Annotated in this window: 22 protein-coding genes; 11 read left to right on the top strand and 11 right to left on the bottom strand. The window is 61.9% G+C overall.

What is annotated here, in order from left to right; all coding sequences use genetic code 11:
• The first annotated feature begins 18 nt into the window (after positions 1-18).
• The 3 genes from KUW18_RS18590 to dusA all read left to right on the top strand — a co-directional run bounded on the left by KUW18_RS18590 (position 19) and on the right by dusA (position 3,415).
• Entirely contained in the window at positions 19-717 is a 699-nt protein-coding gene (locus KUW18_RS18590) for a glutathione S-transferase C-terminal domain-containing protein (RefSeq protein ID WP_206944323.1), read from the top strand.
• Between the two features lie 349 nt (positions 718-1,066).
• Positions 1,067-2,233, top strand: coding sequence for a class C beta-lactamase (gene ampC / locus KUW18_RS18585; RefSeq protein ID WP_222562078.1), 1,167 nt, complete (start codon positions 1,067-1,069; stop codon positions 2,231-2,233).
• Positions 2,234-2,413: 180 nt separating this feature from the next.
• Positions 2,414-3,415, top strand: a complete 1,002-nt coding sequence (dusA, locus tag KUW18_RS18580; RefSeq protein WP_222562077.1) for a tRNA dihydrouridine(20/20a) synthase DusA — start codon at positions 2,414-2,416, stop codon at positions 3,413-3,415.
• 85 nt (positions 3,416-3,500) lie between these two features.
• Here dusA and KUW18_RS18575 read toward each other — a convergent pair whose 3' ends face one another.
• On the bottom strand, positions 3,501-4,535 hold the full coding sequence (locus KUW18_RS18575; RefSeq protein WP_206944329.1) for a succinylglutamate desuccinylase/aspartoacylase family protein: 1,035 nt from the start codon (positions 4,533-4,535) through the stop codon (positions 3,501-3,503).
• A gap of 182 nt (positions 4,536-4,717) precedes the next feature.
• Here KUW18_RS18575 and KUW18_RS18570 point away from each other — a divergent pair, with 182 nt between their 5' ends.
• A complete protein-coding gene (locus KUW18_RS18570) occupies positions 4,718-5,341 on the top strand; it encodes a TetR family transcriptional regulator (protein ID WP_206944332.1) in 624 nt (207 codons plus the stop codon).
• A gap of 14 nt (positions 5,342-5,355) precedes the next feature.
• On the opposite strand, the gene KUW18_RS18565 is transcribed toward KUW18_RS18570, so the two are convergent.
• From KUW18_RS18565 to KUW18_RS18550, 4 genes are all read right to left on the bottom strand, one after another.
• The gene (locus KUW18_RS18565) at positions 5,356-6,087 is read right to left on the bottom strand and encodes a hypothetical protein (RefSeq protein ID WP_224852167.1); all 732 of its coding nucleotides are present in this window, start codon (positions 6,085-6,087) and stop codon (positions 5,356-5,358) included.
• A gap of 295 nt (positions 6,088-6,382) precedes the next feature.
• Positions 6,383-9,610: an efflux RND transporter permease subunit gene (locus KUW18_RS18560; RefSeq protein WP_206944334.1), complete on the bottom strand. Its 3,228-nt coding sequence runs from the start codon at positions 9,608-9,610 to the stop codon at positions 6,383-6,385.
• Positions 9,607-10,935 (bottom strand): efflux RND transporter periplasmic adaptor subunit, encoded by a 1,329-nt coding sequence (locus tag KUW18_RS18555; protein WP_206944336.1) that lies wholly within the window; start codon positions 10,933-10,935, stop codon positions 9,607-9,609. Before KUW18_RS18555 ends, KUW18_RS18560 begins: the two co-directional genes overlap by 4 nt.
• Positions 10,936-11,020: 85 nt before the next feature.
• Complete coding sequence (locus tag KUW18_RS18550) at positions 11,021-12,484, bottom strand: TolC family outer membrane protein (RefSeq protein ID WP_206944337.1); 1,464 nt, start codon at positions 12,482-12,484, stop codon at positions 11,021-11,023.
• 362 nt (positions 12,485-12,846) lie between these two features.
• Here KUW18_RS18550 and KUW18_RS18545 point away from each other — a divergent pair, with 362 nt between their 5' ends.
• Together KUW18_RS18545 and KUW18_RS18540 are read left to right on the top strand one after the other, a co-directional pair.
• On the top strand, positions 12,847-13,755 hold the full coding sequence (locus KUW18_RS18545; protein WP_222562076.1) for an alpha/beta fold hydrolase: 909 nt from the start codon (positions 12,847-12,849) through the stop codon (positions 13,753-13,755).
• Positions 13,756-13,852: 97 nt separating this feature from the next.
• Complete coding sequence (locus KUW18_RS18540) at positions 13,853-14,164, top strand: YqfO family protein (RefSeq protein ID WP_222562075.1); 312 nt, start codon at positions 13,853-13,855, stop codon at positions 14,162-14,164.
• Positions 14,165-14,281: 117 nt separating this feature from the next.
• On the opposite strand, the gene KUW18_RS18535 is transcribed toward KUW18_RS18540, so the two are convergent.
• Positions 14,282-14,839 (bottom strand): NUDIX hydrolase, encoded by a 558-nt coding sequence (locus tag KUW18_RS18535; protein ID WP_206944340.1) that lies wholly within the window; start codon positions 14,837-14,839, stop codon positions 14,282-14,284.
• 101 nt (positions 14,840-14,940) lie between these two features.
• On the opposite strand from KUW18_RS18535, the gene KUW18_RS18530 reads away from it, so the two are divergent.
• The 4 genes from KUW18_RS18530 (at position 14,941) to KUW18_RS18515 (ending at position 18,729) form a co-directional block, all read left to right on the top strand.
• A complete protein-coding gene (locus KUW18_RS18530; protein WP_206944341.1) occupies positions 14,941-15,576 on the top strand; it encodes a CoA pyrophosphatase in 636 nt (211 codons plus the stop codon).
• A gap of 66 nt (positions 15,577-15,642) precedes the next feature.
• On the top strand, positions 15,643-16,302 hold the full coding sequence (locus KUW18_RS18525) for a 2OG-Fe(II) oxygenase (RefSeq protein WP_206944342.1): 660 nt from the start codon (positions 15,643-15,645) through the stop codon (positions 16,300-16,302).
• Positions 16,303-16,362: 60 nt separating this feature from the next.
• Positions 16,363-17,976, top strand: coding sequence for a PAS domain S-box protein (locus KUW18_RS18520; protein WP_222562074.1), 1,614 nt, complete (start codon positions 16,363-16,365; stop codon positions 17,974-17,976).
• Between the two features lie 69 nt (positions 17,977-18,045).
• On the top strand, positions 18,046-18,729 hold the full coding sequence (locus KUW18_RS18515) for a response regulator transcription factor (RefSeq protein ID WP_261396793.1): 684 nt from the start codon (positions 18,046-18,048) through the stop codon (positions 18,727-18,729).
• A gap of 49 nt (positions 18,730-18,778) precedes the next feature.
• Here KUW18_RS18515 and KUW18_RS18510 read toward each other — a convergent pair whose 3' ends face one another.
• Positions 18,779-19,360 (bottom strand): DUF6624 domain-containing protein, encoded by a 582-nt coding sequence (locus KUW18_RS18510; RefSeq protein ID WP_222562073.1) that lies wholly within the window; start codon positions 19,358-19,360, stop codon positions 18,779-18,781.
• A gap of 270 nt (positions 19,361-19,630) precedes the next feature.
• Between KUW18_RS18510 and KUW18_RS18505 the strand changes: the two genes are divergently transcribed.
• Positions 19,631-20,119, top strand: coding sequence for a nucleoside deaminase (locus KUW18_RS18505; protein ID WP_315900691.1), 489 nt, complete (start codon positions 19,631-19,633; stop codon positions 20,117-20,119).
• On the opposite strand, the gene KUW18_RS18500 is transcribed toward KUW18_RS18505, so the two are convergent.
• The 4 genes from KUW18_RS18500 to KUW18_RS18485 form a co-directional block, all read right to left on the bottom strand.
• On the bottom strand, positions 20,109-20,966 hold the full coding sequence (locus KUW18_RS18500) for an MOSC domain-containing protein (protein ID WP_206944349.1): 858 nt from the start codon (positions 20,964-20,966) through the stop codon (positions 20,109-20,111). The two genes, KUW18_RS18505 and KUW18_RS18500, sit on opposite strands and share 11 nt — an antisense overlap.
• 264 nt (positions 20,967-21,230) lie before the next feature.
• Positions 21,231-21,920, bottom strand: a complete 690-nt coding sequence (locus KUW18_RS18495; RefSeq protein ID WP_222164224.1) for an aspartate/glutamate racemase family protein — start codon at positions 21,918-21,920, stop codon at positions 21,231-21,233.
• An 87-nt stretch (positions 21,921-22,007) separates the two neighbouring features.
• The gene (locus tag KUW18_RS18490; RefSeq protein ID WP_222562072.1) at positions 22,008-22,490 is read right to left on the bottom strand and encodes a GNAT family N-acetyltransferase; all 483 of its coding nucleotides are present in this window, start codon (positions 22,488-22,490) and stop codon (positions 22,008-22,010) included.
• 91 nt (positions 22,491-22,581) lie between these two features.
• The gene (locus tag KUW18_RS18485) at positions 22,582-23,355 is read right to left on the bottom strand and encodes an enoyl-CoA hydratase-related protein (RefSeq protein ID WP_222164226.1); all 774 of its coding nucleotides are present in this window, start codon (positions 23,353-23,355) and stop codon (positions 22,582-22,584) included.
• Positions 23,356-23,605 lie beyond the last annotated feature (250 nt).

Below are 23,605 nucleotides of genomic sequence, written 5' to 3'. Positions count from 1 at the left end.
TGGACGAAGGAACGCCCCATGACTGACCTGTCTCGCTTTCCGATTACCCAGAAATGGCCCCCCAGTCACCCGGATCGCCTCCAGCTCTACTCCCTGCCGACGCCCAATGGCGTCAAGATATCGATCATGCTGGAAGAAATCGGGCTGGCCTACGAGGCTCACCGAATCAACTTCGACAGCAAGGACCAGCACTCTCCGGAGTTTCTCTCCCTCAGTCCCAACAACAAGATTCCGGCGATCCTCGACCCGGACGGGCCGGAGGGCAAGCCACTCACGCTGTTCGAGTCAGGAACCATTCTGCTCTATCTCGCCGACAAGAGCGGGCAACTGCTGCCACAGTCCCCCCAGGCGTACTATCAGGCCCTTCAATGGCTGATGTTTCAGGTTGGCGGCGTCGGTCCCATGTTTGGCCAGGTCGGTTTCTTCCATTTCTTCGGCGGTAAGGAGTTCGAGGACAAGCGTCCCTTGCAGCGCTACCTCGACGAGGCCCGACGGCTGCTCGGTGTGCTCGACAAGCAGCTGGAAGACCGCCAATGGGTGCTGGGGGATGACTACTCGATAGCGGATATCGCGATCTTCCCATGGGTGCGCAACCTGGTTGAGCGTTACGGTGCCGGCGAGCTGGTCGGCTACGACGACTTCCTCCAGGTCAAGCGAGGACTCAGCGCCTTCCTCGAGCGTCCAGCAGTGCAACGCGGCCTGACGGTCCCTAGCTAAAGCCCTCCTGCCGGCAACATAGTTCTCCAACTGCGACTCGGCGGGCTCAAACTACAAGCGGTCTTTTATACCGTCAGGGCCATAGCGCGAAGGGAAGAAGGGAGGAAAAGCGAGAGTGGCAAAGAGAGAGGACAAAGAGAAGGGGTAAAGAGGGACCAAGAACCAAGCCCTAAAGTGAGATATGGAAACGTAAGAGACAATGAGGGTTGGTGCGAGCGGGTGAGAGATGACGTGTACAGCACAATAAGCCGATAATCCCGTTGAGCGGCTCCGACCGGGCCGCCAGCTTCACACTACCGCCCCCTTCTCACGACCCCGGCATCTAATGCCGGCTCATCTGGAGCTTGTCATGACGTTGCGTCACCTGCCCCCCCTGTGCGCTCTACTGCTGTCGTCCTTCGCTTACGCAAGTCCGCCAGCTTGCCAGAACGCTCAGCTCGACAAGACAGCACAGGCGTTGATGGACCGGCATGGGATTCCCGGCATGTCGGTAGCGGCGATCGATGCAGGCGAGGTGTGCCTCAGCCACTACGGCGTCGCGACGCAGGAATCCGGCACCGACACCACCGCCGAGCTTACCAACGACACGCTGTTCGAGGTTGGCTCACTCAGCAAGACCTTTACCGCGGCGCTGGGTGCCTGGGTGCACGAGAACGGCAGCTTCGCGCTGGATGACACCGCCGCCAGCATCGAGCCCCGTTTCAGCGGCCGACCGGTCGGTGAGGTCAGCATGGCAGAGCTTGCCACCTACACCGCCGGTGGCTTCCCGCTGCAGTTTCCCTCGGGCGTCGACGACGACACCATTCACGACTACTTCGTGAACTGGCAGCCGGACTTCGCCGCCGGCACCCAGCGACTTTATTCGAACCCCAGTATCGGCCTGTTCGGCCTGCTCGCAGCCCAGAGCGACGGAGCGAGCTTCGCTGAGCTGATGCAGGACAGCATACTGCCCACACTTGGCCTCAGTGCCACCTGGCTTACGGTGCCCGACGACCAGGCCCACCACTACGCCCAGGGCTACAACGGTGATGAGCCGGTACGCGTCAACCCAGGCCCGCTGGATGCCGAGGCCTATGGCATCAAGACCACGGCGCTGGACATGGCCCGCTTCATCCAGGCCAACATCGATGCCTATCAAGGCAACCAGAACACCCCGGACGGCCAGCGCATGGCAAAAGCCCTGCTGACCACCCATCACGGCTACGCCGCCGTCGGTGACATGCAGCAGGGCCTGGGCTGGGAAAGCTATGCCCTGCCAACGACACTCGAGACCCTGATGGCAGGCACCACCGCCGAGATGGCCCTCGAGCCCCAGGCCGTTACCATGCTGGCAACCTCTGGCGAGCCTGAGCCCCAGCGCTGGTACCACAAGACCGGCTCCACCGGCGGCTTTGGCGCCTACGCCGCCTTTATCCCCTCTCGGCAACAAGGCATCGTTATCCTCGCCAACAAGCGCTACCCCAACGGCGAACGGGTGGAAGCCGCCTGGCAGATCCTGAACTCCCTGGACCAGTAACCGAAAGACCAAAGGGCACACCATGCCCGATAAGTGCAGATAGGCGGAGCACCATCGCCCGTGATAGTCCTCCGCCAGCTGCCTGGGCAAGCGGTGAATGTTGCGCAGACAGCCAACGATGAAACCGGCCCACCAACGCTGGTACACTACGCGCCCTCTAAGCTCCGACCCGTGAACCCCATGACTGACCACGATCCCCTGGCCCAGGCCCGCCGCTTTTCTGTGGCGCCGATGATGGATTGGACTACCCGCGACTACAGGGTGTTCGCGCGTGCGCTGACGCGCCAGGCGCTGCTGTACACCGAGATGGTGACTACCGGTGCCATCTTGCATGGTCGCCCTCGTGATCGGTTTCTTGGCTATGACAAGGTGGAACACCCTCTGGCGTTGCAGCTGGGGGGCAGCGATCCGGGCGAGCTCGCGGAATGCGCGGCCATCGCTCAAGAGTGGGGCTACGATGAGGTCAACCTGAACGTCGGCTGCCCGAGTGATCGCGTGCAGAATAACCTGATCGGCGCCTGCTTGATGGGCCATCCCGACAAGGTGGCGGTAGCTGTGGCCGCCATGCGTGAGGCGGTGTCGATCCCGGTGACGGTGAAGTGTCGTATTGGTATCGACGATCAGGATGAGGACGCAGACCTGGAGCACTTCATCACCAAGGTCGCCGACGCGGGCTGTGAAGTTTTCATTGTGCATGCGCGCAAGGCGTGGCTGCAGGGGCTGTCGCCCAAGGAAAACCGCGATGTGCCGCCGCTCAACTATCCACGTGTCCATCGCCTTAAGGCGAACCGGCCCGACCTGCATATCGGGATCAATGGCGGCATCAAAAGCCTGACGGAGTGCGAAGCGCAGCTTGAGCACGTCGACAGCGTCATGGTGGGACGCGAGGCATACCAAAATCCGTGGCTCTTGGCCCAGGTCGATGAGGCCCTCTACGGGGTGCCTGGCCCGGCTCAGAGCCGCCATGCGGCAGCGATGACGCTTCGCCCCTACATCCAGCGTCGGCTGGAGGAAGGGGCCAAGCTCAACCATATGACACGCCACCTTCTGGGCCTCTTCCAGGGCTGCCCTGGCGGCCGGAAGTTCCGTCGTCACCTCTCTGAAAATGCCCACAAGGAAGGTGCCGGTCTAGCCGTGTTCGATGATGCGCTGGGACTGGTACCCGACACCGTCGAGTCCTGAGCCTTGCTGCCGTGTTGAAGGCATTAAACGCCAACGGCCGAGCACGAGGCTCGGCCGTTGGCTGGCATCAGGTTCCCCAGGAACGTCAATACAGGGCGTCCGGCGGTGGTTCCAGACTGGACTGAAACGTCTCGATGGCACTCTCGGCCTCTTCGATGGCATCAAACCGAGCGACGTGAAACAGCGCCTCCCCCTCGTTGGCCAGAGGCAGTCGACTCATGCCGATCACGATGCCGTCAGCCATGGCCAAGACCTCGCCTTCGGTCTCGCCGAAGGGGTCTGCTACCTTCCCCAGTACCTGGCCCTTGGCTACCCGTGCGCCAAGTCGCACCTTGGGACGCAGAATGCCGTCGATAGGTGCCCTGGCCCAGCTCGATCCATTGGCGACTTCCGCGGCAGGTGGCGCGCGACGGCGCTGCTCGCCGGTGAGCATTCCAAGCCTGCGCATGACCCGTTGAACGCCGCGAACCCCTGCGGTGATCGCCCATTCGTCAAAGCGCAGTGCTTCACCCGCTTCATAGGTCAACACCGGCGTACCGCGACTCTGGGCATAGTGGCGAAGGCTGCCCTCGCGCAGTTCCGCATTGAGGATGACCGGAGCCCCGAAGGCATCCGCCATGCGTCGCGTTTCTTCGCCGGCATCACCAAGCTGTGCGCGAATCTGTGGCAAGTTGGTGCGATGAATCGCGCCCGTGTGCAGATCGATGATGTGAGTCGCGTGATCGACAATCTGTTCACGAAACAGCGCCGCAATACGCCCGCCCAAAGACCCCGACTCACTCCCGGGAAAACAGCGATTAAGATCGCGGCGATCAGGCAAGTACCGGCTGTGTTGCACGAATCCAAAAATATTGACGATAGGCACCGCGATCAGGGTGCCCCTCAAGCGGTTGATCTGGCGGGAGCGCAGTAGCCGACGGACAATTTCAACGCCGTTGATCTCATCGCCGTGAATGGCGCCACATACCAACAGGGTAGGACCTGCCTGCCGTCCGTGGACCACTTCTACGGGGATATCCAAAGGGGCGTGGGTATAAAGCTTGGCCACGGGCACATCGATCTGTGCGCGACTGCCGGGCTTGACCGTGACTCCGGCCAGTTCAAAAGGGGCTCTCGCCATACAGGCTCCTTGGTCACCTTATCGGTCCGTCTACAGGCGGACGGCATGTTCGTTCTTATACGCCCACGCCGTCTCCAAAACGAGTCCAATTTACCTCGCATCACTCATCGACGTCACTGAACTCATTCGGTGAGTCCGGTAGAATACATTGCTTGACGATACCGCTGGAGTTGCCCGCCCACATGGCCCGCCGTACCAAGGAAGAAGCTGCCGCTACCCGAGCCGCCCTGCTCGATGCCGCCGAGGAGGTGTTTCTCGAACGCGGTGTGGCACGTGCCTCGTTGGACCAGATTTCCCGACGGGCGGGAGTGACCCGCGGCGCGCTGTATTGGCACTTCCGCAACAAGGGCGATCTGTTCCGCGCCATGCTGGAACGTGTTCACCTTCCCTTTGAGGACCTGCTGAACAACCTTGATCACGCAGAGGTGGGCCATCGGCCATTGGAAGCGGTGCGCTTGGGCTGCCACACCGGTCTGAAGCAGTGCGATACCCCGAGACACCGACGCGTGCACGGCATCTTGCTGCACCATTGCGAACGTACCGATGACTTCGACCCGCTGCAGGCAAAGGCAGAGATAGCCAGAGAAACCTGTCAGGCCTTGCTTAGGCAGTTTCAACAGGCAGAAGAGCGCCATCAGCTGCGCCCGGGGCTAAGCCCGGAGCGCGCCACTGACTTATTCCACTATGCCCTCAGCGGACTGTTCTGGGAATGGCTGCGAGTACCCGATGCGTTCTCGCTCAGCCAGCGCGGCCCGGCGCTGGTGGATGACCTTATCACCCTGATCGGCAGCAGTGAGACGCCATAGCAGCGAAGCACCGGTCAGTGCTGGTGATGTCCGTGGTAATGACGATGTTGCCTGCTCTCGGCATTGTCCTGGGGTGGCACCGGCTCATGGCGCTCGATCAGCTTGAGTCGCACCAGGCGCGTGCGAGCATCGAGAAACTCGCGCTCGGCGACTGAGCGAAATCCATCTTGTTCATCCAGGTACTTGACCAGCACCCGCACCTCTCCTTCCTTGGGCATTGAGCCGGGCTTGCCCCTGAGGCAAACCTCCCGCGTGCCATCGGAACACAGCACCGCTCGACAACATCCCTGCTGGTCGACAAAGCCCACCACTTGCACTCGTTCACCCAGCAGGCACCGCTGGTTGAACGAGGGCCGGTCACGGTAATGGCGCAACAACGCGCGGCAACTCTTGGCCGCAAGTGGTGACGCAAGAGCAAAGGCCCCCCACAGCACCGCAATACCCAAAGGCACGATCACCAGCGCCAGATCAAACCAGCGCAACACCAGTAGCTCGGCAACCAGCGTGATGACCGCCGCGTAAACGAACAACACAGACAGCGCCATGGTGACGGGCACGCCAGCAAACCCAAGCGACACCATGGTGCTGGCCAGGTGGTCGTCTCTCAGGCTATCGCGCTCAAACAGCTGCAACGGTGCCACCCTGACGGCGACCAGCAACCAGTAGATCAGGACCACGGGCAGTAGCAGCGTGAACAGAATAAGCGGAAAGCTGAATGCCGTTTCCTGGATGATCGCGATATTCATACGTCTCTCCCGTGGCGAAGGGTGGGCCTTCCACCTGCCCAGCAGCCGATGCCACTCGTTTAGTGTCTGATAAAAGCATAGCGCTCTCTACGGCAAACCTCGACCGGGCGGTGTGGATTTTTTCGTTACCGGACAACGTGTTGCGCTGCAGCAAGCGATGCGCCGAGGCCTTGATATATGCTCTCTGCGTGCGTCGGCCTGCCCCGAAAGCCGGCCCGGTGGAAAGAAAAAAGGCGCCGTCCCAATGGGACGGCGCCTTGGTCAGCACCACGTGCAGACAAAGCAAGTAACGCTATCAGGGGGTCGTCGGACGTTGCTCTTGATCACCTCTGTCATCACCCCTGTCATCACCCCTGTCGCCGCTTCTATCTTCGCCCTCGTCGTGGGACGAGTTGCTGCCGAATAGCTTGTGCGACAGCGTGGCGATCATGGCGTAGAAGGATGGCACGAAGCAGCTGCCCAGCACCGCCACCGACGCCATGCCCATCGCCACCGTGGTACCGATGTGGTGACTACTGGTATCACTGGCGCCGGTCGCCATGGCCAGTGGCAAGGTGCCGAAGATGAAGGCCATGGAGGTCATGACGATGGGGCGGAAACGCAGCTCAGCCGCGGTGATGGCCGCCTCACGTATGCTCTTGCCCATTTCCTTGCGTTGCAGCTCGGCAAACTCGACGATCAGGATCGCGTTCTTGGCCGCAAGGCCGATCACCACCAGTACCCCGATCTGGACGTACACGCTGGTGTCGAGTCCACGCATGGCAATACCCGCGATGCCACCGAGGAAGGCAAAGGGCGTTGCCGTCAGCACCGCCAGCGGCAAGGACCAGCTTTCGTACTGGGCCGCCAGAATCAGGAATACCATGACCATGCCGAAGATAATGGCGATGGTACCGGCGTTGCCTGCCTCGCTTTCCTGATAGGCAGTACCGGTCCAGCCCATCCCCCAGTCACTGCCCAGGGTGTCCTCGACAATCCTCTCCATGGCCTGGATCGCCTGGGTGGAGGAATAGCCCTCAGCAGGACCGCCCTGGAACTGCGCCGCCGAGTAGACCCCAAAGCGGGTCACCACGGCAGGCGCCGCCTTGCGCTCGAGAGTCACGAACTCGGACAGCGGAATCCGCTCGCCATTGCCACCACGCACGTAGACATTGTTGATGTCGTCCGGGGTGTCGCGGTACTCCGCCTCGTTCTGCAGGTACACCTGGAAGTTACGGTTCTGGTAGCTGAAGAAGTTGACGAAGCCGTTACCGAAGGTATTCGACAAGGTCGCGTTCAGGTCGGTCAGCGACACGCCGTAGCTCAGCGCCTTCTGCTGGTCGATATCAGCCCGGAATGACGGCACGTTGACACTGAACGTCGAGAACACCTGATTCAGCGCGGGATCCTGATTGGCTGCCTGCATGACCTTGAGCGAGGCCTGGTAGATCTCCTCGGGTGTGGCACCGGAGAACGACTGCAGGTAGCCGGTGAACCCGCCAGTGGTGGAGAGACCAATGATCGGCGGCATATTGAAGGCCATGACCGTGCCGCCATCCACCTCGGCACCGATCTGGAAGATCCGTCCGATCAAGTCATCAACGGTGGTCTCCCGCTCGTCCCAGTTATCCATGTTGATGAAGATGATGCCGCGGGCCGTATTGACCGAGCTGGTCAGCATGTCGTAGCCAGCGATGGCCGATGAATACCTCACACCGGGCACCTCCTCGATACGCTTGCTGACTTCCGCCATGTAGGCCTTGGTACGACTCAGCGACGCCGAGTCCGGCAGACTGACGGCCGCCAAGGCGATGCCCTGATCGGTCTCGGGCACCAGGGTCGACGGCGTGTTCTCGTACAGCCAGAACGAACCGACGCCCACCAGGGCCACCAGCGCCAGGGTCAGTATCCAGGCCTTGACCAGGCCTTTCACCGCCAGCATGAACAGCTTGGTGACCCCGTCGAAGAAGCGATCGAACAGCCTCAGCGGGGTGCGCACCGCACGCATGAAACCGGATTCTTTCTTGTGCAGGTCATGCTTGATGAAGATCGCGGACAGGGCCGGAGTGAAGGTCAACGCCATCAGCGCCGAGAAGGCCACCGATATGGCGATGGTCAACGCGAACTGCTGATAGATCTGCCCGGTGAAGCCACCGAGGAACGCCACCGGCACGAACACCGCCGCCATGATCAATGACGTCGCAATGACCGGACCGCCCACTTCCTTCATGGCCTGAACCGTCGCCTGACGAACGCTGATGTCTTCGTCTTCGGAGAGCACTCGCTCGACGTTCTCCACCACCAGGATGGCGTCATCCACCACGATGCCTATCGACAGCACCAGGGCAAACAGGGTCAGCAGGTTGATCGAGAAGCCGAACGCATAGAAGCCTGCAAAGGTCGCCAGCACAGACACCGGCACCACCGACATGGCGATCACGGTGAAACGCCAGTTCTGCAGGAAGATGAACAGAATGACGCCAACAATCAGGAAGGCTTCGATAAAGGTGTGGAAGACGGTTTCCACCGACGCATCAATGAACAGCGTGGTGTCGTAGGGCACCACGAATTCCAGCCCCGGCGGGAAGCGCCCTTCCAGCTCCGTCATTTTCTCCTTCACCAGATCCGCGGTATGCAGCGCATTGGCGCCAGGCTGCTGCTGAATCATGATCGGCGTCATGATGGCGCCGTTAAGACGCGCTTCGACACCATAGAAGGAGGCGCCCAGCTCGATGCGAGCCACATCATCCAGACGCAGTGCAGACCCGTCTTCGTTGGTACGCAGCAGGATGTTGCGGAAGTCGTCGGCACTGGACAGACGTCCGCCGGCGGTAATGGTGTAGGTAAAGGCTCGCGGGCTGTCGATGGGTGTCGACGCCAGGCTGCCCGCAGGCACTTCCGTGTTCTGGGCGCGGATCGCCGCCGCCACTTCAGTCGGCGTCAGGTCGTACTCGGCCAGCTTGTTCGGGTCCATCCAGATGCGCATGGCAAACTCGCCGCCGCCCAGCACCTCGGCCTCACCGACGCCGGGAATCTGGCGCAGCTCATCGAGAATGTTGAGGGTGGCGTAGTTCTGCATGTAGATGTTGTCGTAGTCTCCCTGGGGAGAGATCAACGACACCAGCATCAGGATCGAGCTAGAACGCAACTCGACCTGAACCCCTTGCTCCTGCACCGCTTCGGGCAACTGGGACAGCGCCCCTTGCACCCGGTTGTTGACGTTGATGGTATTGATATCACCGTCAGTGCCGATGTCGAAGGCGACACTCAGGCTCATGGAGCCGTTATCGGAGCTGGTCGAGTTCATGTAGAGCATGTTCTCGACGCCGTTGATGGCTTCCGCCAGGGGAGCCGCAACGGTTTGCGCCACGGTCTCGGCGTCAGCCCCGGGGAAGGTCGCGCTCACCGACACCGTCGGAGGCACCACGCTGGGATACTGCTCGATCGGCAGTACCCGCATGCTCATCGCACCGATGATGGTCAGGATGATCGCCAGGACCGAGGCAAAGATCGGCCGTTTGATGAAGAAGTTGGCGAAATTCATTCGTTGCCCTCTCCTTCAGCCTCCTCGGCCTCCTGGTTGCCCTGCGGTGCCTCCATTGACGCCTGGTCGGCGCCCTCTCCCGCAGCGGCCTCAGCCTGCTCGCCGGGAGCCTGTCCTGCGCCACCCTGGCCACCTTGCTGTGCCTGCTGCTCGTCGTACTGGGCCGCCTGCATCAGCGCCTCGGCATCACCGTCAAAGGGTTGCGGGTCAATCGGGGTGCCTGGCTTCAAGCTGCCCGGATCGCCGACTACCACACGCTCGCCAGGCTCGACGCCATCCAGGATGATCTGCCACGGACCGGCCAGTTCACCCAGCTGCACCGGGCGCGCGCGGGCGACGTTGTCGTCATCCAGCACGTATACCTGCGGTCCCATCAGCCCCTGAGTCAACGCCAGCTCGGGAACCGCCAGCACACCGAAGCGCGCAAGTCCCTCGATCTTCACGCGCACGTATTGCCCGGGCAGCACCGCGCCGTCAGGATTGGCGAAGGTGGCCTCGGCCTGGACGGTGCTGGTGTCGGGGTCGACGCGGGAACCGAGAAAGTCCAGGTGACCGCTCAATACAGTGGGTGCCTCCCCGCGAGAAGAGTACGCTTCCAACGAGGCAACAATGTCTTCGATGCTCATGTCTTCAAGCTGACGACGCAGCTCGAAGGCATCGTTCTGGGGCATCTGGAAGCGCACCTCGAGCGGGTCCAGAGGGGTAATGGTGGCCAGCTCGGTATTCGGCGACACCAGGTTGCCGACGTTGACTTCGCTCAAGCCAATCACGCCGGACACCGGGGCCGTGACATCCGCATAGTTCAGGTCAAGCTGGGCACTCTTCAGGGCCGCCTCGGCCTGGGCCACGCTGGCACGTGCTACCCGCGCGTCCGCCAATGCCTGATCCACCTGCTGGCGGCTGACAGAGTTCTGCGCGGCCAGCTGCTGGAAACGGTTGGCATCACGGTCCGCCCGAGCCACCTCGGCCTGGGCGCTGGCCAGATCTGCCTCACGCTGCGCTACCGTTGCCTCATACAGGTCAGGCTCGATCGTATACAGGCTATCGCCCTTCTCCACCTGATCGCCGGGCTCGAACTTGCGCTCTTCCAGCACACCAGTGACGCGCGCCACGAGCGTGACCTCCTGCTCGCTCATCAACTTGGAGGGGTACGATTTGTCCAGCGGAATGTCCTGATAGGCCAGCTCAGCCACTTCAATAGGCTTTGCCGGCGGCTGGCCGCCCGCCTGGGCGTCAGACTGTCCTTCATCCTGGCCACAGCCAGCCAGCAGCAACGCCGCCGCCAGTGCGGCCCAGGGGCGACCGCGCGTCATGGTGGTTTTCATCCCGTCATTCCTTGGGGTTCGTGATGTCGTAAGGCTGAAAGACATCCGGCCACCGCGGTGGTGGCCGGACCGGCGCTGGCGGGAACTACGAGTCCTGACGCGGAGGCGCGCCAATGTCCAGCACTGCGTCGTAGCCGTCGGCTTCGCTCTGCTCGGGAAGCGTAAAGTTGACCTGCCCTTCTTCTACCAGGAAGGCGTTCAGTTCAGCGATATCGTCAGCGTCGAGCACGCCGGCCTGGCGATGCAGGCTCAGCAGGTCGACCACGTAGTTGTATCGAGCATCGGCGTAGTCGGCGATGGCGTTATACAGGCTCTGTTCGGCATTGAGCACGTCAACAATGTTACGTGTGCCGACCTCATAGCCCGCACGAGTGGCGTCCAGAGCGCTCTGGTTGGAGACGATGGCCTGCTTGCGCGCCGCCACGGTGGACACGTCATTGCTGACCTGGGTGTACAGCGAGCGAATCTGCAGCACGGTCTCGCGGCGCTGGGACTCGAAGTCGTACTGACTCGACTCCAGCTGGTAGGTCGTCTGGCGCACGGAGGCACTGGTGCGTCCGCCGGTGTAAAGCGGCATGCTCGCACTCACGCCCACCTGGCTGTTCGAGTTGTAGTCCTCGTAGCCGTCCCGCTCATCATCGCTGTAGGCGTAGTTGGCAAAGGCCTCGAAGACCGGTAGATCCGCCGCGCGAGCCACATCGATCTGCTCGCGAGCCACATCGACACCGGCCTGCTGCGCCAGCAGTTCGGGATTGCGCTCAATCGCCAGCTCGATCCAGGCATCGCGGCTGGCCGGCTCAGGCAGCGCAATGGGCAGGTCGTCCTGGAGCATCTCGATGCTGTCGTAACGCTTGCCGGTCAGTCGCTCGAGGGCCTCGAAGGCGACCTGCAGGTTGCTTTCAGCGGTAATGCGGTCCGCCCGAGACTGGTCGAAGCTGGCACGAGCTTCTTCCACATCAGTGATGGCGATCAGGCCCACATCGAACTGCTCCTGGGCTTGCTCGAGCTGACGCCCGATAGCACGCTCCTGGGCACGGCGTGCTTCCAGAATTTCATACGCACGGAGAATGTCGAAATACGCCGAGGATGTGTCGATCAGCACCTGCTGCTCGGTCGCGGCCAGGCTGAAGGTCTGCTGCTCGAGCTGCGCCTTGGCCACGTCGACCTCACGGCTGTTCAGCGCGTCGTACAGCTTCTGAGTGGCCTGCAGGTTGATTCCGTAGCTGATGTAGTCATCATCCATACCGGTGCCGCTGAAACCGGACTGGGATTGCGTCTCGAAGATGTGGTTATAGGCCGCTTCACCTGAAGCGGATACCTGCGGATTGAGGTCCGCCTGCTCGACGTTGATGCCCTCTTCCACGCCACTGGTTGCAGCGCGTGCCGATGCCAGCTCGGAATTGTTTTCCAGGGCGTCGCGGGTAATGGTCAGCAGGTCAGCACCCTGGGCCTGTCCCACCATCAAGGCAGCTACAACGGCACACAGCAGGTGGCGGCGCACGCGTACCGGCGTACTCCGGGAATCAGAAACTGGATGGGAAGGCGTCATTAAAAGCATCCTCGGTATGTTGCTTGGCGTTGTCCACAAGTCCCATCACACCGGCCCGGAGGGCTCCTTCCAGGCAATCAGGACCGGTACAGCAGCGGGGCGCGTCATTGACACAGCGTGGTCGACTCCCGCGCCATCCGCGAGATTCGATCTTGCATCGGGTCAACGATCTTTCACTTGCAGCATACGCCAATAGTAGCAATCGATATACATACATTGTCGCATGTTTGATGGACTATTCTACCGCCCTTCGTGCAAGGATGGTGAAAATTTCGCAATTTCGCACGCACCCTCTAGCTCGACTAGAATGATGCAATGCAGCATTTGCATCCTCGCCGTCAGGCCACCCGTCAGGAGCTGCCATGGATCATCTGAGCCTGGTCACACATCGCGAACTGGAGATCGCCGTGCGCGTTTTCCACCCCGAAGCACCGAAAACGGTAGTGGCCTGGCATGGGCTGGCGCGCCATGGTGGCGACTTCGCAGCTCTGGCAAGAGAGCTGGGTCCAGAATGGCGCGTTCTTGCTCCTGACACCCCCGGGCGAGGGCTCTCCAGCTGGTCCATGTATCCGGCCAATGACTATGTATACGCCCATTACATGACAGTCGCGTTAGCTGTACTCGACCACTTTTCGTTGGACAGCGTCCCCTGGATTGGTACCTCCATGGGAGGCCTGCTCGGCATGTTGCTGGCGGCAGATCCTGCCAGCGCATCCCGCATCGAACGCCTGGTGCTCAACGATGTCGGCCCCGAGCTCGACCCCTCGGGGCTGACCGAGCTTGCCAGCTACTTTACGGTCCCCCATCGATTCACGCGGCTGGGGCAGCTTGAAGCAGAGCTACGTCGCCACTACGCCGGCTTTGGCATCGACACCGAGGACGGTTGGCGCCAGCTGACACTGGAGAGCGCTCGGCGCCTGCCGGACGGCAGCTGGACCTATCACTACGACCCCCGGATAGGCGAGCAATTTGTCCATGACACGCCGCGGGATACCTGGTCCGACTGGAGGGCCATACGTTGCCCCTTGATGGTCATTCGTGGCGAAGATTCCACGCTGATCAGCGAAGACATTGTCCAGCGCATGGGCGAAGCACAGCCAACACTCGAGACATTGAGCGTACCTGGCTGTGGACACGCTCCCATGCTCGATCGCCCCCAGCAAGTCGACCCCATCAAGGCCTTTCTGGACTCCACCACCAGCGCCCAGCAGGAGGCCGTGGACGCCAACGCCTTGCCATGGTGGAAGCGCTGGCTGGGTATCGGGCACTGACACGCCCCGGCTACACTTGGCGGTTCTTGACGGGTCTAGCCTGCCCGGTGGGCAGGCAGTCGCAGGCCCTCATGCACTGTTGCTCCAGGGAGACGTTATGTACAAGCTCGCCTTTTTCGTACCACACGACCATGCGGAGGCGGTCAAGGAAGCGGTCTTCGCCACCGGTGCTGGCCGTATCGGCGACTATGAAGCCTGCTGCTTTCAGACCGCCGGGGAAGGTCAGTTCAGGCCCTTGAATGGCGCGGATCCGCATATCGGCCGAGTCGGTGAGCTCGAGCGAGTACAGGAGTTCAAGGTCGAAATGGTGTGTGCAGATGAGTTGATTGAAGCGGCAGTGTCGGCACTGAAACTTTCACACCCTTATGAAGAAGTGGCCTATGACGTCTGGCGCCTGGCCGAACTGTGACGTCTGGCGCGTGGCCGAGCGGCGACCTCCTGCTCCAGCTCGGCTCAAGCTTCGGCTCACGCTCAGATCGGCCTCGCCATCACAGGCCCACGGCGAGCAGCGTTGAATGGGCCCCGCTCAGGCACTGCCGAAGAAGGCGGAGCGCTGCTCTGGGGTGATGTCACTGACGTGCAACGGGAAGTGATCAGTGCCCCGGTCTTCGAAAAAGTGCCGCAAGGTGCGCTCGATGGTGGGAAAGGCAAGCTCATCCCAGGGTATCTCGTGTTCTTCAAAGAGTTGCACGTCCAGGCTCTCCGGCCCCGCCGCATAGCTGCCGTTCAGCTCCGCCAGAAAGATCATGAAGACCTGGTCGATGTGGGGCAGATTGATCATGGTGTACAGCCCCGCCAGCGCCACATCGGCGCAGGCTTCCTCGCGGGTCTCCCGTCGGGCCGCATCCGGTGTCGTCTCTCCGTTCTCCATAAAACCTGCCGGCAGCGTCCAGTACCCTTCTCGGGGAGCTATGGCCCGCCGACACAGCAATACGCGAGAGCCGCACACCGGCAAGGTCCCCGCCACGATCCTGGGATTCTGGTAATGAATCGTGCCGCAGGCATGGCACAGGAAACGCGGGCGGTCATCCCCCTCAGGGATGGCAAAGCTGACCGGCTCACCACAGTGGCTGCAAAAATTCATGGGCTGCAATCGTTCTTGTCGTTCCCTGGCAGGGAGTGGGAGACAGGCTTGACGCCGCTACGTAGGGCTGGGTACAACGAACGAAACCCAGCGGACACCCCATGTTAGAGAAACTACGCAAACGCCTGCAAGCGCATTCCCCGCGGCAGCTAAAGGTCAAGCTGCCAGAGGCAGCGGTGCTGATCCCAGTGATCGACCGACCAGAGCCGGGCCTGTTGTTCACGCGTCGCGCCAGCCATCTGTCGACCCACAGCGGCCAAGTGGCCTTCCCTGGCGGCAAGCGCGAGGATCAAGATGACCACCTGCTGGCCACGGCCTTGCGTGAGTCGGAAGAGGAAATCGGCCTGGAGGCCCATCACGTCGAGGTGATCGGTCAGCTGTCCGACGTGCTTTCCCTGCACGGGCTCAAGGTCACGCCCTTTGTCGGCATCATACCGCCGGGGCTCCCGCTGGCGCCGGATCAGGGCGAGCTGGACGCCATCTTCGAGGTGCCGCTGGCTCACTTCCTTGACGATCATCGCACCCATACCGATGTCATCCCGGTCGACGGCAATAACCTCTACGTGCCCAGCTACCTGATCCCTGCCGACCAAGGCGAGGACTACGTGATCTGGGGGCTATCGGCGATGATGCTGGTGGAGCTTCTGGCGGAGGGATTCGGCCAGGAAATGAGCCTCTCGCGCCGCCCTGAGGGTACACTGCGCCACCTGCCTCCGCGACGGGCCCCACATGCCTGACGCAGACAGCCACCACTGGCTCGCAAGGGCACATGACATCACCTGGCAAGAGACGACTTCGGCACTATGAGCTATCCAGACGCTTGCCCTCTACCCCCTGGCCGCCTCGACGAGTTGATCGAGGCGCTGGTGGAGCAAGGCTTTTATATCGGCAAGGAACTGCTGGATCCGGCGCTTTGCCAGGCCCTGCACAGCGAAATCGAGGACCGCGCTCGTCTAGAGGCCCTGACCAGGGCAGGTATAGGACGCGGCAACGAGCACGAAACCCGCGATGATATTCGCGGAGACGCCATCCATTGGCTCGACCGGGAAACCCTGGCTCAGCGGCGCTACCTGGACACCATGGGGGAATTGCAGCAGGCCCTCAATGCCAGCCTGTTTCTCGGCCTCTTCGAGTATGAAGCGCACCTGGCACGCTACCCCAGCGGCGCCTTCTATCGTCGCCACCTCGACAGCTTTCGCGGCCGCGCCAACCGTGTGGTCTCCACGGTCGGCTACCTCAATCCGGACTGGCCTGAGGACGGCGGCGGTGAGATGGTGATCTACGCAAGCGATGACCAGGATCGGGAAGTGGCGCGTGTGGCGCCACAGGCTGGGACCCTGGTGTGCTTCCTGTCAGAGCAAGTACCCCATGAAGTGTTGCCAACGCGACACCCCCGGGCCAGCATCGCGGGCTGGTTCCGACGCAACGCCTCACTCGGGGGCATGATCGACCCCGCGCGCTGAGTCAGCCGCCCTGTGTGACCTGCGCTTGCCAGACAAGCCATATCGCTATCGAGTGTGCCCATGTCCACCACTACCGACACCCGGCTGCGTGAGCTCGAGCAAACCATCGCGCGGCTGGAAGAAGAAAAACGTCACTATCAGTGGCTGGCGGAAAGCACCACCGATCTGATCTCGCGGCATGACCAGGACGGCGTCTTTCTCTATGCCTCCCAGGCCTCGCAGTCGCTGCTCGGCTTTGCGCCGGAAGAGCTGGTGGGCATCTGCGCCTATGACATGTTTCACCCCGACGACCTGGCCGCCCTGCTGAGCAAGTCACCCAGCATTTACTACCACGAAGGCTTCTACGAGCAGACCTACCGTTTCCGCACCCGTGAAGGCCACTACATCTGGTTCGAGACCACGAGCCGAACTCGCCGAGACCCCGCCACCGGCGACTTGATCGACATACTCTGCGTATCCCGCGATGTCAGCCGGCGGGTCGAGGAAGAAGCGAGACGTCAACGCCTGGCACGGGTGGTCGAATCGACCACGGACTACGTGCTGTTCTGTGATGAAGACGAGACGCTGGTCTACTCGAACCAGGCGGCTCGCGAGCTGCTGGGCCTTGCCAAGGACAGCCCCTCGCTGGCCATTCGCCAGCTGCTGACCACCCAGGCTACCCAGACCTGGTGCCAGCAGGTACTGCCAGCCATTCACCAGCATGGACGCTGGAGCGGAGAGTTGGCCCTGGCCAGCCCTGGCGGTGACATTCCGGTGCTCAGTGTGGTCCAGCAACACCGTGAACAGGCAGGCCATGCCCAGCTATCCCTGGTCAATCGAGACCTCAGCCTGCGTCTGGAAGCAGAAGCGCAAGCGCGGCGCCACCAGGAACAGATTACTCATGCCAATCGGCTGGCCTCCCTCGGCGAGTTGGCCACCACGATTGCCCACGAGTGCAACCAGCCATTGGCGACCCTCAGCAACTATGCCAGTGGCGCGCTGATGCAGCTTGAACGCAATCCCCAACAGCCTGCCAGTGAGCTCACCGTTCCACTCACCCGAATCAGCCATCAGATTCAGCGGCTATCGGACCGTCTCAAGCATATTCGCCGGTTTGTTCGCCGTGGCAGCCTGCACCTTGCCCCCCAGGACCTCTCCGCCATCATCTCTGCGGCGGTCGACCTGTGGGAGCCACAGTGCCGCCACGAAGGGGTTCAGCTCATCTGGTGCATGACGCCTCCTGGCCTGTACGTTACTGCCGACGCCGAGGGGCTGGAGCAGGTACTGGTAAACCTGATTCGTAACGCGCTAGACGCCTGCCGCGACACGGTGGCCACTACCTCGCCTCCCCGTATCCTCGTCGATGCCTATCCCACCGGCGCAGATACGGTATGCATCGACATTCTGGATAACGGGCCAGGCGTCCCTGAAGATCAGCGTCCACAGCTCTTCACGCCTTTTGTCAGTAGTCGCCCGGAGGGCCTTGGCATGGGGCTATCGATCAGTCTGTCATTGCTGGAGGCCATGGGCGGAGGGCTGACGCTTGAGGACACTGGTCGTGACGGCGCAACGTGCCGAGCTCCAGTGCCAGAGGATTCTCAGCGCTTCCAGGTGTCTTCCCCCTTTACCGGTGCACTCTTTCGCATCAGCCTCGCGCGCGTCTCTCGGCACCACCCACCAGCGCCAGCGCGATGAACAGTCCCCGGCAGGGCCCCAATCGGATAGGATAACGACGTCTCTTGTTTTCTGTTATCGGCGGTCAGCATGTGCTCACCACATGTCCAGGCTCGCCAGACCACCTCGGTAACTGCCATGTCCCATGATGTTCCGCCTGCCACCGTCGCCATCGTCGATGATGACGAAGATCTGAGGGAGTCGCTGGCCTGGCTGCTGCAGTCGGTAGGACTCGGCGCTAGAGGCTACTCCAGCGGTGATGACTTTCTTGCCTCGACCCATTCGCATCAGGTGCTATTGCTGGATGTGCGCATGCCCGGACTCAGTGGGCTTCAGGTCCAGCAGCGGCTAGCCCAGCGCGACCAGCACCTGCCGTTGATCATGATGACGGGACACGGTGATGTCCCCATGGCGGTGGCAGCCTTGAAGGCAGGCGCCTTCGATTTCATCGAAAAGCCCTTCAACCAGCAGCAGCTGATCGACACGATTCAACAGGCGCTGGATCTCCATCACTGCCAGATGAACCACTGGTCGCGACAGCAGGAGCTGAAGCGTCGCTACGACACGCTGAGAGCCAATGAGCAAGCCATCCTGCGGGAGGTGGCGCGGGGTCTGACCAGCCGTGAAATCGCAGAACAGCTATCCCTCAGCGCCAAGACCATTGAGGTCTACCGTCAGCGCATCATGAAGACGCTGGGTGCCGCCAATCTGGCTGAACTGATTCGAATGGCCGTTGCGCTGGAGCTGGTCGATGCGCTTCCGGCCACTCACTAACATCGCGCACTCGCCTGGCAAGTATCGCCACCTCGCACACCTTCTCGCCTCAGGCCGAATCACGCCATCGATCCGGGCCGGCGCTTCGCTCCTGATGCCAGGAAGGCCCCTTAGGTGAACCCCGCAGCCGGGCCAGGCGCTGAGAGAGCGGCTCCAGCCCCAGCGCCTGTCGGCGTCGGTCCACGTCGGCAGGGTTCTCGATCTCACCAGGGACCGGCCAGCCATCCTCACCAATCTCGAACTGGGTGCCGTAACGCTGTGGCTGTCCCATCAGCACGCGCATACGATCCTCCAGGTAGGCCAGCTGCCACCCGGGAGCCTGACCGTCGCCAACGGCCTGCTTCAGGGCAACACAGCAGCGCTGCATGAAGTCGACGTCAAACACCGCATGCATGGCGATATGCCACGCCGCCTCGCAACCATCCTCGCCTGCGGCATCGCGGCCCGGCCAGCCCTGACGATCGATGATCCCCGACAGCCGCTCGGCATTGTCCTGATACAACGCCCGAACCCGCGGGTGATAATCCATCGAGGGAAGTTCCCCGGAAGCGCTGAGTTCCTCCAGCAACGTCCGGTCCTGTTGCAGCAGCGTGATCATCTGCTGGGCCAACACTCCTTTGCGTATCGTCATCCCGAGCACCTCGTATCCGCTGATCTGCCACGCTTGCTCACAGACTCCTAGGGTTAATGGTCTGCATCAATAGTCGATTCTCCGACCGCTCCGTAGGAAAACATCGACAAAGCAGGCTTGTTTCAGCAAAGAAAAGACTGGCGTCACCGAGCGCAGCGTGGGGTCAACCCGCATGCTAGAGTCCATGGGAACACCCTGGCATCCCTCCTCCGAGGCATCCCAGGCCTAGCAGACGACGCTGTCAGTGCTGCCACTTATGAGGACATGCTGATGAATGAGACCGACCTCCATCACCTGCGCCGTTGCATCGAACTGGCACAGCAGGCCCTGGACAAGGGCGACGAACCCTTTGGTTCGCTGCTGGTCGATGGCCACGGCAAGATACGCTTTGAGGACCACAATCATGTCGCGGCGGGTGACGCGACTCAGCATCCCGAGTTTGCCATCGCCCGTTGGGCCGCCACCCACCTGTCAGCAGAGGAGCGCAGGGAAGCCACGGTATACACATCGGGAGAACACTGCCCGATGTGCGCCGCCGCCCACGGTTGGGTCGGCCTTGGCAGGATTGTCTACGCCAGCTCGTCTGAACAACTGGGTCAATGGCTGGCGCAGTGGGAGGTCGCCCCGGCACCGGTGGCACCGCTACCGATTGGATCCATTGTCCCGGGCCTTCAGGTCGACGGGCCAGTCGCAGCGTTCGGCGATGCGATTCGCGAACTGCATCGCCGATACCACCAGGAGAAGCGCCTCAGAGGGTGACAGGACGCTGGCTTGCTTCCAGGTGGTCGCCGACCCTGAGCACGGCACCGACACCGTCTTCGATGATGGCATTCTGACCGAAGTAGGCGCCTTTCCAGCCAGGCTGTGTGTCCATTTCGACCAGCGTCTTGAGGGGCTCCTTGGGGGAAGGCGCAGCGCCACTGCGCTGATCAAGGGTAATGATCTTGCAACGCTTGCAGGGCTTGCGTAGCCCCAGTCGATAGCCTGGGCCCGCCAGGCTGCTCCAGTCACGCTCAGCAAAGGCGTCAGCGCCCGACACCACCAGGTTGGGACGGAAGCGCTCCATCGGGACGGGGTCTTCTCCCTTGGCCAGCAGTCGCTCGTTGAGCGCCGCCAGAGACGCCTCGCACGCAATCAGCAGTGGATAGCCGTCGGCAAAGCCAGTATGAACCACGCCCTGTTCCTGGGGGGACAGGTAGTCGGTTTCGACCAGCCTTCTGGCGGAATCGGGGAGTCGCACCAGGCGCAAGGATCCTTGAGGAGCGCCCAGCGCAGCGGCGAGCCACTGTGACGCCTCAGGGCCCTCATCCTCCGCCTGGCAGTCACTTGCCCAGACCCTCACATCCAGCATGGCCCCACTGGTATCCGCCAATGGCACCACCAAGGGCGGCATATCCGCATGACGCAGTTGTAGCGCTGTTTCGGTCAGGACGACACCGATGGTCGCCAGCGCTGGCAGCTCGCGCTGGGTGACGAATTTGCCCGCGGGATTGACCAGCATCCAGCGACGATCATGGGCCAGGCCGCGCTCGGTAAGTTCCGCATGGGACAGGGTGATTCCCTGCAGGGACTTCACCGGATAGCAGGCGAGAGAGGACAGCTTCATCAACGTTCCTTGTCAGTGGTGGGTGCGCTCGACGTGGCGGTGAGCGGTAGCCCTGCGATCTTACCCGACAATGCCGACACGCTGTCGTAACAGACTGTCGAGACGATCTATCACAGCGAGCTGTCGTGACACGCTGTCGTGACACGCTTTCGTGTCGCCCTATCGTGACACGCTTTCGTGTCGCCCTATCGTGTCGCCCCAGCGTGACAGCGCCCACAGGATCCATGACGCCGATGTGGTAAGTGTCAGTTAAGCTGGCTGAGCTCAGCCAATGGCCAGTTCTACTGCCCTTTTCGCGTGGATCGCCGTGGTGTCGTACAGCGCCACCGCGGTATCCTGCTGATTGACCAGAAGCGCAATCTCGGTGCACCCCAGAATCACGGCCTGGGCCCCATCAGCGGCAAGCTCCTCCATGATGGCCAGCATCTCATCGCGAGACGTTGGCACGATCTGGCCATGACACAGTTCATCGTAAATGATGCGATGCACTTGCTCGCGCTGGGGCTTGTCAGGGACCCTTACGTCAATTCCGAAGGCCTCGAGCCGATCCTTGTAGAATCCCTGCTCCATGGTGAAACGCGTACCCAGTAGCCCAACACGCTTGATCCCGTCCATGACCAGTGCATCCGCAGTGGCGTCGGCGATGTGGAGCAAGGGAATATCCACGGCCTTCTCGATCTGACGTGCCACCTTGTGCATGGTGTTGGTGCACAACACGAGCATGTCGGCGCCGGCTTCCTGCACCTGCCAGGCAGCGCCTGCCAGCAAGGCGGCAGCGTCTTCCCAGCGCCCCTGCCGCTGGAATGCCTCGACTTCGGCAAAATCGACGCTGACCAGGACGATCTTGGCCGAGTGGTGTCCCCCAAGGGTCTCGTTGACGCCACGATTGAGGTACTGGTAGTAGCTCACCGTGGATTCCCAGCTCATTCCACCCAACAAACCGATGGTCTTCATGCCCGCCCTCCCGGAATCATCCCTGACGTCAGTATCGTCTAACCCACAGCATACAGGGACCCGCTGAGAGGAACAGTATTCATCAGCTCAACCCTTTGCTGCTCCTGAGTGGGCTGCGCGATCATGAACAACCGCTTTCTCCAGGCCCAGCACCTGGCCATGGGGAGTCGGGCAGCCTCGCACCTGCTGATACCCCTGTCGCTGATACCATGACACGGCGCGACTCCCCGACAGCACACGCAGGCGAAGGCATTGAGCACCTGACAAGCGCGCCATGTCTTCCCACAGTGCGAGCAAGTGCGTACCGATTCCCTTGCCGCGTTCATCCGGCACCACATGCAGCTCCCGCAGCACGACAACATCAGCACTCTGCTCCCATGCCAGCAACCCCACTCGCCCACGGTCACAGACCGCCCAGCGCCAGCACCTCTCGGGGAAACGCTGGTGAAACCGTTCACTGTCCCAGGTCAGCCCGTGGCGAAGGTAGTCATCTGCCATCTGATGACGCACTAGCGTTTCTGCCGCGTCTGCCTCTGCGCATCCCTCGAGCGTCACCCTATCGCCGTCCATGCCCCATGCCCCTTCCCATACCTTTCCTACAACAACACGGCCCTGGTAAACACCAGGGCCGTGTTGTCGAGGCTATGACAAACCCGCGCCGTCAGAAGTTGGGTTTGCGTTTCTCGACGAAGGCGCTCATGCCTTCACGCTGCTCGTCGGATGCGAAGCACAGCGCGAACAGGCTGGTCTCCAGCGCCAACGCACTGTCCAGATCCTGATCCAAGCCATCGTGGATGACCTGCTTGGCACTGCGCACGGCTCCCGGACCATTGCCAGCGAGCTGCTTGGTCAAGGTCTGGGCATAGTCTTCCAGCTCCGCCTGGGACATCACCTGATTGACCAGCCCGATACGCAGCGCCTCGGCGGCATCAATCTTGCGTCCGGTGGTGCACAGGTCCAGCGCCATGGCCGGCCCCACCCGGCGCGGCAGGCGCTGTGAGCCGCCGAAGCCAGGAATCACGCCCAACAGAACCTCCGGCTGACCAAACACGGCGTTGTCGCTGGCCACCGCCCAGTCACAGGCCAAAGCCAGCTCGCAGCCGCCTCCGAGGCAAAAGCCGTTGACCAGGGCCACCACGGGCACTGGCAGCGTCTCAAGTCGCTTGACGGTCTTCAACGCCTGGGCCGCGAAGTCGCGCGCCTGCTGAGGTGACATCTCACGCATCTCGGTGATGTCGGCCCCTGCCACGAACGACTTTTCGCCAGCGCCGGTCATCAACACCGCACGCAGCCCTTCGCGGCCTTCCAGCTGGTCCAGTACGTCTTCCAACGCCTGGATGACGCCACTGTTGAGAGCGTTCAGCGCCTTGGGGCGGTTGATGGTCAGACGAACAACGCCGCCTGTATCGGTCATCTCGACCAGTTGCTCACTCATGCAGGGACTCCTGTACGTAAAGGGACAGACACCGCTGTGAAGGCTTCAGCCGCCCTCCGCCACTCGCCCGGGACGGGTGACGGCCAGACGCCTCGAACAAGCATGGGATCTAGCGCGTGCTTCACAACGCTGTGCTCGAAACCGTGATAGTTAGGCCTGGCTCTCAAGACCGGGCTTTCAAGACCGGGGGTTCAAGACCAGGCGTTCGCATCACCCTAGCGAACGCTTGGTAGGCTCACAAGCCATTCTT

Source organism: Halomonas sp. DP5Y7-2 (assembly GCF_019802025.1).
Classification (GTDB): domain Bacteria; phylum Pseudomonadota; class Gammaproteobacteria; order Pseudomonadales; family Halomonadaceae; genus Halomonas; species Halomonas litopenaei_A.
This window is presented reverse-complemented; position numbering and strand designations above follow the sequence as displayed.